This window comes from Streptomyces formicae, assembly GCF_002556545.1.
In the GTDB taxonomy this organism is placed as follows: Bacteria; Actinomycetota; Actinomycetes; order Streptomycetales; family Streptomycetaceae; genus Streptomyces; species Streptomyces formicae_A.
The window spans coordinates 6,115,685-6,129,580 of sequence record NZ_CP022685.1 but is presented as its reverse complement, the minus strand read 5'-3'; the positions used below and the strand labels follow the sequence as shown (position 1 = coordinate 6,129,580).

At 71.4% G+C, this 13,896-nt stretch carries 8 protein-coding genes and 1 pseudogene; 7 read left to right on the top strand and 2 right to left on the bottom strand.

Annotation, left to right across the window (positions count from 1 at the left end; genetic code table 11):
* Positions 1 to 177 precede the first annotated feature (177 nt).
* Positions 178 to 570 (bottom strand): annotated as a pseudogene (locus tag KY5_RS26920) (MGMT family protein); the annotation flags it as partial.
* A 164-nt stretch (positions 571 to 734) separates the two neighbouring features.
* Here KY5_RS26920 and KY5_RS26915 point away from each other — a divergent pair.
* Entirely contained in the window at positions 735 to 3,551 is a 2,817-nt protein-coding gene (locus KY5_RS26915) for a lysylphosphatidylglycerol synthase domain-containing protein (protein ID WP_098244648.1), read from the top strand.
* 90 nt (positions 3,552 to 3,641) lie between these two features.
* Here the strand turns inward: KY5_RS26915 and KY5_RS26910 are convergent, their stop codons facing one another.
* Positions 3,642 to 4,409 (bottom strand): YwiC-like family protein, encoded by a 768-nt coding sequence (locus KY5_RS26910; RefSeq protein WP_098244647.1) that lies wholly within the window; start codon positions 4,407 to 4,409, stop codon positions 3,642 to 3,644.
* A 192-nt stretch (positions 4,410 to 4,601) separates the two neighbouring features.
* Here KY5_RS26910 and KY5_RS26905 point away from each other — a divergent pair, with 192 nt between their 5' ends.
* Genes KY5_RS26905 through hemG form a run of 6 tightly spaced genes read left to right on the top strand, consistent with a single transcriptional unit; the run spans position 4,602 to position 13,752 of the window.
* The gene (locus KY5_RS26905) at positions 4,602 to 8,237 is read left to right on the top strand and encodes a nitrate reductase subunit alpha (protein WP_418952822.1); all 3,636 of its coding nucleotides are present in this window, start codon (positions 4,602 to 4,604) and stop codon (positions 8,235 to 8,237) included.
* Positions 8,237 to 9,778 carry a nitrate reductase subunit beta gene (gene narH / locus KY5_RS26900; RefSeq protein WP_098244645.1) on the top strand — a complete coding sequence of 514 codons (1,542 nt, stop codon included), beginning with the start codon at positions 8,237 to 8,239 and terminating at the stop codon, positions 9,776 to 9,778. Before KY5_RS26905 ends, narH begins: the two co-directional genes overlap by 1 nt.
* Entirely contained in the window at positions 9,775 to 10,392 is a 618-nt protein-coding gene (gene narJ / locus KY5_RS26895; RefSeq protein WP_098244644.1) for a nitrate reductase molybdenum cofactor assembly chaperone, read from the top strand. The genes narH and narJ overlap by 4 nt, the downstream gene beginning before the upstream one ends.
* A complete protein-coding gene (narI, locus tag KY5_RS26890; protein WP_098244643.1) occupies positions 10,392 to 11,114 on the top strand; it encodes a respiratory nitrate reductase subunit gamma in 723 nt (240 codons plus the stop codon). The genes narJ and narI overlap by 1 nt, the downstream gene beginning before the upstream one ends.
* Complete coding sequence (locus KY5_RS26885; RefSeq protein WP_098244642.1) at positions 11,111 to 12,358, top strand: TIGR04053 family radical SAM/SPASM domain-containing protein; 1,248 nt, start codon at positions 11,111 to 11,113, stop codon at positions 12,356 to 12,358. Before narI ends, KY5_RS26885 begins: the two co-directional genes overlap by 4 nt.
* Positions 12,355 to 13,752: a protoporphyrinogen oxidase gene (gene hemG / locus KY5_RS26880; protein WP_098244641.1), complete on the top strand. Its 1,398-nt coding sequence runs from the start codon at positions 12,355 to 12,357 to the stop codon at positions 13,750 to 13,752. The genes KY5_RS26885 and hemG overlap by 4 nt, the downstream gene beginning before the upstream one ends.
* Positions 13,753 to 13,896 lie beyond the last annotated feature (144 nt).

The following is a 13,896-nucleotide window of genomic DNA, read 5'->3' as shown; positions in this document are numbered from 1 at the left end:
ACGGAGGACGCGGTGCTTCCCCCGTACGGGCCACCGGTCCCCCATCGGGCCGCGGGATGGCGGAAGCTGTCAGGTGTGAGCCTCCGGAGCCTGCGGGCGAGCGCCCCCCGTGGTGTCGGCCCTCGTGTCGGCCCCCGTGTCGACCCTTGTCCCGGCCCTCGTGTCGTCGTCGGCACCGTGACCGGTGTCACCGTCACCGCCGTCCCAGCGCGCCCTGCGCATGTCGAGCTTCGGCACGTGCCCCTGGGCGGCGCGCGAAGCCTGTCGCAACGGAGTGCCCTCCTCGCGGTACCGGTCCAGCGCCCGCAGCTCGTGACCCGGCAGAAGCACTCCGTCCGAGCGCACGACACGCCACCACGGAACGGCTCCTCCGTAGAGGGCCATCACCCGTCCCACCTGCCGGGGACCGCCCTCCTCCAGCCACTCGGCGATGTCCCCATAGGTCATCACGCGGCCCGGAGGGATCAGTTCCGCGACATCGAGGACCCGCTCCGCGTACTCCGGCAACGCCTGCGCCGCATGGTCGGACGGGGCCTGTTCCCTTCGGCTCTCCTCGTTCATCCGGCCCATCCTGCCGCACCCCGCCGACACCGCGACGAGCTCGGAACGGAACGTGCCGCGCTCTGTGCGGCAGACCACAAAGTGTCGTTTCGTGACCACTTCGCGTCCTTGCGTTGCCCCCTGCTGCCCCCCTGCGGCGGCCTGGCATGCCACCATCGTGCGGGCGGTGACTGGTGATACGAGATCAAGAAGAGACGACGGAACGGCAGGGCGTGCATCCCGATGAGAAAGCGGGCACCTCTGCGTCCGAGTCACACCTGGACACCGGTGAGCGCGCCCTGAAGACCGAGAAGAACGAGAACGAGCAGGCCGAGCAGGCCGCGGAGCGGACCGAGCAGACAGCGGGGCAGACCGACCACGACGCCGAGTGCCTCGACGGCGACGGCGCGCACACCGACCGCGTGGAGCGCGACGAACCGCTCCTCGCCGCGCGCGTGCACCGCCCCTCCGACCTCATGCGGCTGCTCGTCGGCGTGCTGGCCATCGCCGTCCTGCTCGCGATCGCCGCGTTCGCGCACGGCACGACGTCCGGGCTCGAACAGGACATCGACAAGGGCACCGAGCAGGCACCCGATCTGCTGATCAAGGTGGCGGGTCTCGTCGCGAGCATCGGGGTCCTCCTCGTCCCCGTCGCCTTCGCCATCGAGCGGCTGATCAAACGCGACGGACTGCGCATCGCCGACGGCGTGCTCGCCGCCGTCCTCGCCCACGGCGTGACGCTGGCCACCGACCTCTGGGTCGCGAAGGCCGCACCGGGATCCATCCAGGACGCGCTCACCAAGCCGTCCCCCGCCGACATCCACGCGTTCACGGACCCGGTGCACGGCTATCTCGCGCCCGTCATCGCGTACATGACGGCCGTCGGCATGTCCCGCCGGCCGCGCTGGCGCCTCGTCCTGTTCGTGATCTTGCTGCTCGACGCCTTCACGATGCTGGTCACCGGCTATACGACGCCGTTCTCGATCATCCTGACGGTGCTGATCGGCTGGGCCGTGGCGTACGGCACGCTCTACGCGGTCGGCTCGCCGAACGTGCGGCCCACCGGGCAGACCCTGCTCGCGGGCCTGCGGCACGTCGGCTTCCACCCCGTGAGCGCCGCGCGCGAGGAGTCCCCCGACAGCGAGCACGGCGACCGGGGACGCCGCTATTTCGTCACGTTGGAGGACGGCCCTCCGCTCGATGTCACGGTCATCGACCGCGAGCAGCAGGCGCAGGGCTTCTTCTACCGCGTGTGGCGCAGGCTCACGCTGCGCGGGATCACCCAGCGGCGCAGCCTGCAGTCGCTGCGCCAGGCCCTGGAGCAGGAGGCCCTGCTCGCGTACGCGGCGATCGCGGCGGGGGCCAACGCGCCCAAGCTGATCGCCACCTCCGAGCTCGGCCCCGACGCCGTGATGCTCGTCTACGAGCACATGGGCGGCAGGTCCCTGGACTCCCTGCCGGACGACGACGTCACCGACGAACTGCTGCGCGACACCTGGCGGCAGGTGCAGGCGCTCCAGTCCCGCCGGATCGCACACCGCAGGCTCGCGGGAGACGCGATTCTGGTGGATCGTTCCGGCACGGTGATCCTCACCGATCTGCGCGGCGGCGAGATCGCCGCGGGCGACCTGGTGCTTCGCATGGACATCGCCCAGCTCCTGACCGCCGTCGGTCTGCGGGTGGGCGCCGAGCGCGCGGTGGCGTCGGCCGTCGAGGTGCTCGGTCCCGACGCGGTGGCCGACTGTCTGCCGCTGCTGCAGCCGCTCGCCCTCACCCGCTCCACCCGCGCCACCCTGCGCAAACTGGCCCGCGAGCGGTCCCAGCGCGAGCGCGAGGCGGTCCTCGAGGCGTCCCGCACGGCCAAGCAGGGCGCACGCGCGCACGTGGCGGACGACGAGCAGACGGGCAAGCAGGCCCAGAAGCAGGAGAAGCAGGCCGCCAAGCAGGAGCGGCAGGCCGAGAAGCAGGCCATAGACGAGGCCCTCGAACAGGCCCGCGAGGAGGATCTGCTCACCCAGATCCGCCACCAGGTGCTGCTGATCCGCCCGACCGCGCCGGTCGAGCCCGCGCAGCTCGAACGGATCAGGCCGCGCACGCTGATGAGCTTCATCGCCGGTGCCATCGGCGCGTACTTCCTGCTGTCGCAGCTCACGCACGTCGAGTTCGGCACGCTCTTCCAGCAGGCGCAGTGGGGCTGGGTGGCCGCCGCGGTGGGCTTCTCCGCGCTGAGCTACTTCGCCGCCGCGATGAGCCTGCTCGGCTTCGTGCCGGAGCGGGTGCCGTTCCTGCGGACGGTGGCGGCGCAGGTCGCCGGGTCGTTCGTGAAGATCGTGGCGCCCGCCGCGGTCGGCGGCGTCGCGCTCAACACGCGCTTCTTGCAGCGCTCCGGCGTGCGGTCGGGGCTCGCGGTGGCGAGCGTGGGCGCCTCGCAGCTCTTCGGGCTCGGCTCGCACATCATGCTGCTGCTCGTCTTCGGCTATCTGACCGGTACGGAGAAGACGCCGTCGTTCACGCCGTCCCGCACCGTCATCGCCGGTCTCCTCTCGGTCGCGGTGCTCGTCCTCGTGGTGACCGCGATCCCGTTCCTGCGGAAATTCGTCGTCACGCGCGTGCGCTCGCTCTTCGCCGGTGTCGTGCCGCGCATGCTGGACGTGCTCCAGCGGCCGCAGAAGCTGCTCACCGGTCTCGGCGGCATGCTGCTGCTCACGCTCCTCTTCGTGCTCTGTCTCGACGCGTCGGTCAGGGCGTTCGGCAGCGACGAGATGACCAACCTGAGTCTGGCCAGCGTCGCGGTGGTCTTCCTCGCGGGCAACGCGCTGGGCTCCGCGGCGCCGACTCCCGGCGGTGTGGGCGCGGTCGAGGCGACGCTGACGCTCGGTCTGATCGCGGTGGGCGTGCCCCGGGACGTGGCGGCGCCCGCTGTGCTGCTGTACCGGCTTCTCACGTTGTGGTTGCCGGTGCTTCCGGGGTGGCTGTTCTTCAACCACCTCACAAGGAAGGGACTGCTTTAGCGCTCCGCTGGGGGGGCGGGGGGCGGGGTTTTCTGCGGGTGCGTGGGGGCTTGGCTCGCAGTTCCCCGCGCCCCTGACGGGACGCCCACGTCAGAACAGCAGCAGGAGTGCCACCAGCAGCAGCACTGCCCCCACGACCTCCACCGCGCCCACCACCGGCACCTTCACGCCCCTGCCCGGCAGCAGCGCCGCGCGGACGAGGTAGGCCGCGAACGGGACCGCGAGCCAGGGGTTCAGCGCGTACGCGGCGGGCACGGCGAGCGCGTGGTAGGTCACCGACGCCCGGTAGTAGGCGCGTGAGCCGCGCTCGCGGATCATCGTCTTCACGTACGGCACCGTCCCGACGAAGAAGAGCAGGCAGGCCAGGGCGGGGCGCAGGCCGTCGGCGAGGTCGCCGCCGCCCATCCGCAGGGTCACCAGGAGCATGCCGCAGGCGGGGACCACCGCCACCAGGCCGTTGAGGAGCGCCCGTTCCCTGTTCCGCCACGCGTACCAGGTGTTGAGCGCCACGAAGGGTGCCGCGCAGGCCGCCGCGAGCAGCAGCCACGGGTAGCCGAACAGGAGCGGCACTCCGCAGGCCGCGCAGAGCGCCGCGGAGCCCAGGGCGGGGCGCACGTGGCGGCGCGGGGCGCGCGGGTTGCGGGAGAGGCGGCGCAGCCTGAGCCACTGCTGTCCGTGGAAGGCGGCGACGTACCCCGTCAACCAGGCGGCGAAGAGCGGCAGATGGGCCCACCGGGGCCCGGCTCCGGGGCCGTCGGCGAGGAAGACGCCCGCTACGAAGGGCACCGCGAGCATCGCCCACGCACCGTGCTGGTTCGGCAGCCAGATACGGAGCACGCCCCTCTTCTTCTTGGCCATGCGTCCAGTCTGGCAGCACAGGGCCCGGGGAATTCCGGCAGGAGGTCACGCCCTTACGGGACCTAAGTCCCCGGGGTGGCAACGGAATTGAGGCTTAGGGTCGGTGCAGGCGGCACGTGCCGTGCGGCCTTTTCTTCGGGACGCCCAGGAGATGTGACGTTGCAGCAGAGAAAAGACGTCGCGGAGACGCTTGTGAAGGCCGGAAGTTTCTTTTCCCGTGCCGCCGAGACGTCCGATGATCTGCACCGGGTGCAGCACGTCGGGGGCCGGGAAGGCGAAGCCTTCTACCGGGACCGATGGAGCCACGACAAGGTCGTGTATTCCACGCACGGCGTGAATTGCACGGGCTCGTGCCGCTGGAAGGTGTACGTCAAAGACGGCATCATCACCTGGGAGACGCAGGCCACGGACTATCCGTCCGTGGGGCCCGACCGTCCCGAATACGAACCCCGGGGATGTCCGCGCGGCGCCTCCTTCTCCTGGTACACGTATTCGCCGACGCGCGTGCGCCATCCCCATGTGCGCGGCGTCCTTCTGGAGATGTACCGGGAGGCGAAGTCCCGGCTGAAGGACCCGGTGCTCGCCTGGGCGGACATCCAGGCCGATCCGGAGCGCCGCAGGACGTACCAGCGGGCGCGCGGCAAGGGCGGCCTGGTGCGGGCGACGTGGGACGAGGCCGTCGAGATCGTCGCGGCCGCGCACGTCCACACCATCAAGGAGCACGGCCCCGACCGGGTCGCGGGCTTCTCCCCCATTCCCGCGATGTCGATGGCGTCGCATGCCGCGGGCGCGCGTTTCCATTCCCTCATCGGCGCCCCGATGCTCTCCTTCTACGACTGGTACGCGGATCTCCCGGTGGCTTCGCCGCAGGTGTTCGGCGACCAGACCGATGTGCCGGAATCGGGTGACTGGTGGGACGCCGCTTATTTGATGATGTGGGGCTCCAACGTCCCGGTGACGCGGACGCCGGACGCGCACTGGATGACCGAGGCGCGCTATCGGGGGCAGAAAGTCGTCACCGTGTCGCCGGACTTCGCGGACAACACGAAATTCGCGGACGAGTGGATGCATCCGCACCCCGGCACGGACGGCGCACTGGCCCTCGCCATGGGGCACGTCATTCTCAAGGAATTCTTCGTAGAGCGGCAGACGCCGTTCTTCGAGGATTACGTACGCCGTTATACAGATCTCCCTTTCCTGGTCACTCTCGACGAGACCGACAAGGGCCTCGTACCGCACAAGTTCCTCACCGCGGCCGATCTGGGCGAGGAGACGGAGAACGCCCAGTGGAAGACCGTCCTGATCGACGACGCGAGCGGCGAGCCGACAGTGCCGGGCGGCACGCTCGGCCACCGCTGGAGCGAGTCGAAGACCCCCGACTGGAACCTCGACCTCGGGGACACCGTGCCCCGGCTCACGCTGCACGGGGAGAGCGCCGAGGGAGCAGAGGGCACGGAGAGCGCGGAGATCCTGCTGCCCCGCTTCGAGGACGACGCCCAGGGCGTCATCCGCCGAGGCGTCCCCGTACGCCGGATCGGCGGCCGCCTCGTCACCACCGTCCTGGACCTGATGCTCGCCCAGTACGGCGTCCCGCGCGCGGGTCTGCCCGGTGAGTGGCCCGACTCCTACGAAGACGCCTCCCAGCCCGGCACGCCCGCCTGGCAGGAGACGCTGACCTCGGTACCCGCGGCGCAGGCCACGCGCGTGGCGCGGGAGTTCGCCGAGACCGCCGAGGCGTCGCAGGGCCGCTGCATGATCCTGATGGGCGCGGGCACCAACCACTGGTTCCACTCCGAGACCATCTACCGCACCTTCCTCGCGCTGCTCACGCTCACCGGCTGCCAGGGGCGCAACGGCGGCGGATGGGGGCACTACGTAGGGCAGGAGAAGTGCCGCCCGGTGACCGGCTGGGCGACGCTGGCGAGCGCGTCCGACTGGGCGCGGCCGCCCCGGCACATGATCGGCGCGGGCTGGTTCTACCTCCACACCGACCAGTGGCGCTACGACACGCTGCCCGCCGAGTCCCTCGCCTCGCCGCTCGGCGACGGGCGCTTCGAGGGGATGACCGGCGCCGACTGCCTGGCCGCGTCCGCGCGGATGGGCTGGATGCCGTCCTACCCGACCTTCGACCGCAATCCACTGGACCTCGGTGACGCCGACGACCCGGTGGCCAGCACCGTCCGCGAGCTCAAGGAGGGCACGCTGGGCTTCGCGGGCGAGGACCCCGACGCGCCGGGCAACTGGCCGCGCGTGCTCAACGTCTGGCGGGCCAACCTGCTCGGCTCGTCCTCCAAGGGCAACGAGTACTTCCTGAAGCACCTGCTCGGCACCCACTCCAACCTGCCCGACGACGGGCCGCGTTGCGCGCCGCGCGACGTGAAGTGGCACGCCGACGACGTCGAGGGCAAGCTCGACCTGCTGCTCTGCCTGGATTTCCGGATGACGTCCACGACGCTGCTCTCCGACGTCGTCCTGCCGGCCGCCACCTGGTACGAGAAGCACGATCTGTCGTCCACCGACATGCACCCCTTCCTGCACGCCTTCACACCGGCCGTGGACCCGCCCTGGCAGGCGCGCACCGACTACGACGCGTTCCACGCGGTGGCCAGGCGCTTCGGCGAACTCGCGGGCGAGCACCTGGGCGTACGCCGCGACCTGGTCGCCACGGCGTTGCAGCACGACACCCCGGGCGGCGAGATGGCCCAGCCCGGCGGGGTCGCCCTCGACTGGTCGAAGGGCGAGTGCGAGCCGGTCCCGGGGCGCACCATGTACAACCTCGCCGTCGTGGAGCGTGACTACGGAGCGGTCGGGGAGAAGTTCGCGGCGCTCGGCCCGCTGGTCGACGGGCTCGGGGTCACCACGAAGGCGGTCACCTTCGACGTCTCCGAGGAAATCGCGTACCTGAAGGAGAAGAACGGCACGGTGCGCGGCGGTGTCGCGGACGGCAGGCCGCGTCTCGACACCGCTCAGCGGGCCTGTGAGGCGATTCTGTCGCTCTCCGGGACCTCCAACGGCCGCCTGGCCACCCAGGGCTTTAGGACCCTGGAGAAGCGCGTGGGGACGGAGCTCGCGCACCTGGCGGCCGAGGCCGAGGGCAAGCGCATCACGTTCGCGGACACCCAGGCCCGTCCGGTGCCGGTCATCACGTCCCCGGAGTGGTCGGGCAGCGAGTCGGGCGGGCGCCGCTACACCGCGTTCACCGTCAACACCGAGCACCTGAAGCCCTGGCACACGCTCACCGGGCGGCAGCACTTCTTCATCGACCACGACTGGATCCACGAGGTCGGCGAGTCACTGCCCGTCTACAAGCCGCCGCTGAACATGCACCGCCTCTACGGAGAGCCCGAGTTGGGTTCTCAAACGGACGGCCGTGAGGTCGCGGTGCGCTTCCTGACCCCGCACAACAAGTGGGCGATCCACTCCATGTACCAGGACAACCTCTACATGATGTCGCTGGGACGCGGCGGTCAGACCGTGTGGATGTCGCCGCAGGACGCGGAGGCCGTCGGCGTCCGCGACAACGAGTGGGTCGAGGCCGTGAACCGCAACGGCGTCATCACCGCCCGCGCGATCGTCTCGCACAAGATGCCGCCCGGCACGGTCTACATGAACCACGCGCAGGAGCGCACGGTCGGCGTCCCCAAGACGCAGACGACGGGCCGCCGGGGCGGCATCCACAACTCGCTCACCCGGATCATGCTCAAGCCCACTCATCTGGTGGGCGGTTACGCCCAGTTGACCTGGGCCTTCAACTACCTCGGCCCGACCGGCAACCAGCGCGACGAGGTGACGGTCATCCGCCGCCGCGACCAGGAGGTCACCTACTGATGCGCGTCATGGCTCAAGTGGCGATGGTGATGAACCTCGACAAGTGCATCGGCTGCCACACCTGTTCGGTCACCTGCAAGCAGGCGTGGACCAACCGCAAGGGCACCGAGTACGTCTGGTTCAACAACGTCGAGACGCTCCCGGGACAGGGCTATCCGCGCCGCTGGGAGGACCAGGAGCGCTGGCAGGGCGGCTGGGAGCGGACCAGGTCCGGGCGGCTGCGCCTGCGGGCCGGAGGGCGCCTCAAGCGGCTCGGCCAGATCTTCGCCAACCCCGAACTGCCGGAGCTCTCGGACTACTACCAGCCCTGGACGTACGAGTACAAGAACCTCACCGACGCCCCGGCCGGTGACGACATGCCGGTCGCCAAGCCGGTCTCCCAGGTCACCGGCGAGTCCATCGGCACCATCGAGTGGGGCCCCAACTGGGACGACAACCTCGGCGGCGCCCCCGAGCACGCGCCCAAGGACCCGCTGGTCGAGAAGATCCGCGACGAGGTCGGCGAGCGGATCCGCTTCGAGTTCGAGCAGAGCTTCATGTTCTACCTGCCGCGGATCTGCGAGCACTGCCTCAACCCCGCGTGCGTCTCCTCGTGCCCCTCCGGAGCGATGTACAAGCGCGTGGAGGACGGCATCGTCCTGGTCGACCAGGACCGGTGCAGGGGCTGGCGGATGTGCGTGACCGGCTGCCCGTACAAGAAGGTCTACTTCAACCACTCCACCGGCAAGGCCGAGAAGTGCACGTTCTGCTTCCCGCGCGTGGAGGCCGGGATGCCGACGATCTGCTCCGAGACGTGCGTGGGACGCATGCGCTATCTCGGCGTGATGCTGTACGACGCCGACAAGGTGGCCGAGGCCGCCGCGGTCGAGGACGAACACGACCTCTACCCGGCCCAGTTGGAGTGCTTCCTCGATCCGCACGACCCGGCGGTCGCGGCCGCCGCGCGCGCGTCCGGCATCACCGACGAGTGGCTGGACGCGGCCCGCCGCTCCCCCGTGTACGACCTGATCAGGACGTACCAGGTGGCGCTGCCGCTGCATCCGGAGTACCGCACGATGCCGATGGTCTGGTACGTGCCGCCGCTCTCCCCGGTGGTCGAGGCGGTCGCCGCCGCCGGGCAGGACGGCGAGGACGCGGGCAACCTGTTCGGCGCCATCGACGCGCTGCGGATCCCGGTGGAGTACCTCGCCGCGCTGCTCACGGCGGGCGACACCTACGCCGTGGAGGCGGTCCTTCGCCGGATGGCCGCCATGCGCGCGTACATGCGCCGCATCAACCTCGGCCAGGAGCGCGAGGAGTCCATCGCCGCGGCGGTCGGCCTGACCGGACAGGAGATGGAGGACATGTTCCGTCTCCTGGCGATCGCCAAGTACGAGGACAGGTACGTGATCCCGACCGCGGCCCGCACCGACGCGGACGCCCTCGCGGACGCGCATCCCTTCGAGGACGCCGCCGGCGGCTGTCCGGTGGCCGACGCCCCGGGCGACGCCTCCGGAGAGCGCGTCCTGCTCAACCTCAGCCCCACCCGGAGGAGCGCATGACCCCCGAGGCCCTCGTCAGGCTCGTCGCGGGACGGCTCCTCCAGTACCCCGACGAGCGCCTCTACGCGGATCTGGACCTGCTCCACGAGGCGGTGGACCACCCCGCCCTGCGGGAATTCATCGCCCACGCGCGTGGGCAGCGGCCGCTGGACCTCGCCGCGCACTACACGGACGTCTTCGACACCCGCAACCGCCGCTGCCTCTACCTCACCTGGTGGTCCGACGGCGACACCCGCAACCGCGGGCTCTCCCTGGTGCGCGTCAAGCAGGTCTACCGCGAGCACGGCCTGGAGTTCACCTCCGAGGAGCTCCCCGACTTCCTGCCCGTGCTCCTCGAATTCGCCGCCCGCGAAGAGGCCGCGGGCACCGCCCTGCTGGAGGAGCACCGCGCCGGACTCGAGCTGCTCCGCCTTGCCGTCACCGACGTCGGCACGCCCTACGCGCGCGTGCTCGAAGCGGTCTGCGGAACGCTCCCCGGGCCCTCTCCGAAGACGCGCGCCGAGGCGAAGGCACTGGCCCGCAGCGGGCCGCCGCGCGAGAGCGTCGGGCTCGAACCCTTCGGCCTCGGGACCGAACTCCCCTGGCCCACCGTCCCGGAAAGGACCCCGGCGTAATGGACCTCCTCCTGTGGGGCGTCATGCCCTACGTCGCCGTCACGCTCCTCATCGCGGGCCTGGTGTGGCGGGCCCGCTACGACCGGTTCGGCTGGACCACGCACTCCTCGCAGCTGCACGAGTCGCGCCTGCTGCGGATCGGTTCGCCGCTCTTCCACTTCGGGATGGCGTTCGTGGTGCTCGGGCACGTCGTCGGGCTGCTGATCCCGGACAGCTGGACGGACGCGGTGGGCGTCAGTGATCACGCGTACCACCTGATGGCCGTCTCCACAGGCGCCGTCGCAGGGCTCGCCGCTGCCGTCGGCGTCGGCATCCTCGTCTACCGGCGCCTGCGGGTGCCCGCCGTACGCAAGGCCACTCTCCGTAGTGACCACGTGATGTACACGGTCCTGCTCGGCGCGATGCTGCTCGGCCTGGTCGCGACCGTGCTCAACTCCTCCGGAGCCACCGACTACAACTACCGCGAGGGCATCTCCGTCTGGTTCCGGAGCCTGTTCACGCTCCGGCCCGACTACCACCTGATGGGCGCGGCGCCGCTCGCCTTCAAGCTGCACGTCGTCTTCGGCTTCGCGCTGTTCGCGCTGATCCCCTTCTCGCGGCTCGCGCATATCGTCAGCGCCCCCTTCAGGTACCTCTTCAGGCCGTACGTCGTCTACCGCGGCAAGGACCCCCGCCAGCTCGCGAACCGCAAGCCCGAGCGGGGCTGGGAGCGCGTCTCATGAGCGGCGCGGGGGAACGCCCCGCACGCGTCGTACGGCGGCCCCGGCACGCCGTCGACGAGCGGCCCTTCATCGTCATCTGGGAGACCACGCGCGCGTGCCCGCTGGCCTGTCTGCACTGCCGGGCCGAGGCCCAGCCCGAGCGGGACCCGCGCGAGCTCGACGGAGCGGACGCCCGCCGCCTGATGGACCAGATCGCGGCCTTCGGCAAGCCGTCCCCTCTCTTCGTGCTCACGGGCGGCGATCCGTTCCAGCGGCCCGACCTGACCGACCTCGTCGCGTACGGCACGGCGCTCGGCCTGCGCGTCGCCGTCTCCCCCTCCGGGACGCCGACGCTCGACCGAGCCAATCTGACGGCGGTCAGGGACGCGGGAGCCATCGCCCTGTCCCTGAGCGTCGACGGGTCGACGCCCGCGCGCCACGACGCCTTCCGCGGTGTGGACGGCGTCTTCGAATGGACCCTCGACGGCTGGCGCACCGCCCGCGAACTGGGCCTGAAGGTGCAGGTCAACACCACCGTCACCCGCGACAGCCTGGAGGACCTCGCGGACATCGCGGCGCTGGTGCGGCGCGAGGGCGCGATGCTCTGGAGCGGCTTCGTGCTGGTCCCGACGGGGCGCGGCGAACAGCTCTCCGCGCTCGGCGCCGACGAGGTCGAGGACGTCCTGCACTTCCTGTACGACACGGGCGCGGTGCTCGCCACCAAGACCACCGAGGGCCATCACTTCCGCCGGGTGGCGCTCCAGCGGACCATCCTGGAACGGCACGGCGAGACGCCCGAGTTGGGCCCCCTGTACGCGCGTCTGACGGCACGCGCGCGTGAGCTCGGTCTGCACGACGGGGAGCGGCGCGCGGTGCGCAGGCCACCCATGGACGTCTCGTCCGGGCGCGGCTTCGTCTTCGTCTCGCACACCGGCGAGGTGCACCCCAGCGGCTTCCTGCCGCTGTCCGCGGGCAATGTGAAGCACCATCCGCTCGGCGACATCTACCGGGGCTCCGCGCTCTTCACGACGCTGCGCGACCCCTCGTTGCTCGGCGGCGCGTGCGGGCGCTGCGAGTTCAACACCGTGTGCGGGGGCTCCCGTTCGCGCGCGTACGGGGCGACGGGGCGGGTGCTCACCGCCGATCCGTGGTGCGCGTACGAGCCGGGCAGCTTCCCCTACCAGGACGAGCTGCGGGAGCTGCTCGCGGACGCGGCGACCGCCCGTCCCGCGCGCGCCGCCCGCACGGAAGGGAGCGCGGCATGACGCGTTCAGTGATCGTCGTCGGCGGCGGCATCAGCGGTCTGACGGCCGCCTGGCGGCTGCGCGACGACGCGGAGGTGACCGTCCTGGAGGGCGGCCCGCGCATCGGCGGCAAGCTGCGCACCGGCACGCTGGCGGGCGTGCCCGTCGACGAGGGCGCGGAATCGCTGATGGCGCTGCGTCCCGAAGCGGTACGGCTCGCCCAGGACGTCGGTCTCGGCGCCGAGCTGTGCGACCCGGCGCCCGCGCCCACCACCCTGTGGTCGGGCGGCGCGCTGCGGCCGCTGCCGCGGGGCCACGTCATGGGCATCCCCACCGAGCCCGAGGCGCTGACGGGCACCGGGCTGCTGTCCGAGGAGGGCGCGGCCCGGCTCCGCCACGAGGAGGCGCTGCCCGCCGAGGCGCTCACGGAGGACGTGTCCGTGGCCGAGTACCTCGGCGGGCGACTCGGCCAGGAGGCCGTGGACCGCCTGGTGGAGCCGCTGCTCGGCGGGGTGTACGCGGGCCGCCCCGACCGGCTCTCGCTGCGGGCGGTGCTGCCGAGGGTGGCGGCGATCGCGGAGCGGGGCGAGCCGCTCCTGTCCGCGCTGCGGAGGACGCGTACGCCCCCGGGGGCGACGCGGAGCCCCGGGGTCGTGCCCGTCCAAGGGCTGCGCGGCGGCACGGGGCGCCTGCCGCGGGCCGTCGCCGAGGCGAGCGGCGCGCGGATATTGACCGGCACGCGCGCGCGTGAACTGCAACGCACCGCGGCGGGGCGGTGGCGGGTGCTCGCCGTGACCAGTGACGGGCCGCTCCTGCTGGAGGCGGACGCGGTGGTCCTCGCGGTGCCCGCGTACGAGGCGGCCGAGCTGCTGCGTCCGCACGCGCCGCTCGCCGATGCCGATCTCGGCGCGATCCAGCACGCGAGCACCGCCGTGGTGACGATGGCGTTCCCTCGCACGAAGGCGCTCGCCCGGGGTGACGCGCTGCCCGAGGGCAACGGCTTCCTGGTGCCCGCCATCGACGGCCACACCATCAAGGCCGCCACGTTCCTCTCCACCAAGTGGGGGTGGCAGGGCGAGGCGGCGCCCGACGTCTTCCTGCTGCGCACCTCGATCGGCCGTGTCTGCGAGGAACACCGGCTCGACGTGCCCGACCGGCACCTCGTGCGCAGCTCCGTCATCGAGCTGCACCAGGCGCTCGGGTCCATCGGCGAGCCCGTCGCCGCGCGGGTGACGCGCTGGGAGCGGGGGCTTCCGCAGTACGGGGTGGGCCACAAGGAGCGGATTGCCCGTGTCAGGGAGGCGGTCGGGAAGCTCGCCGGGATCCAGCTGTGTGGGGCGGCGTACGAGGGGGTGGGGGTGGCGGCGTGCGTTTCCACGGGGACGGGGGCCGCTCTTGCCCTCGCCGAAGGCTGAGGTCACCGGGGCGGTGGCTTGTGCCCCGTCTTCCTCCTCGGCGAAGCGTCTGTGCCCACCGGCACCGTGACCGCGTCCCCTTCCCCGCTCCTCGGCAACGCGACTGCACCCACCCGCACCGTGACCCGCACCCCCTCCCCGCCC

Coding starts and splice junctions, on each gene's coding strand:
- KY5_RS26910 (WP_098244647.1), bottom strand. CDS start 4,409: ATGGCCAAGAAGAAGAGGGGCGTGCTCCGTATCTGGCTGCCGAACCAG.
- narH (WP_098244645.1), top strand. CDS start 8,237: ATGCGCGTCATGGCTCAAGTGGCGATGGTGATGAACCTCGACAAGTGC.
- narJ (WP_098244644.1), top strand. CDS start 9,775: ATGACCCCCGAGGCCCTCGTCAGGCTCGTCGCGGGACGGCTCCTCCAG.
- narI (WP_098244643.1), top strand. CDS start 10,392: ATGGACCTCCTCCTGTGGGGCGTCATGCCCTACGTCGCCGTCACGCTC.
- KY5_RS26885 (WP_098244642.1), top strand. CDS start 11,111: ATGAGCGGCGCGGGGGAACGCCCCGCACGCGTCGTACGGCGGCCCCGG.
- hemG (WP_098244641.1), top strand. CDS start 12,355: ATGACGCGTTCAGTGATCGTCGTCGGCGGCGGCATCAGCGGTCTGACG.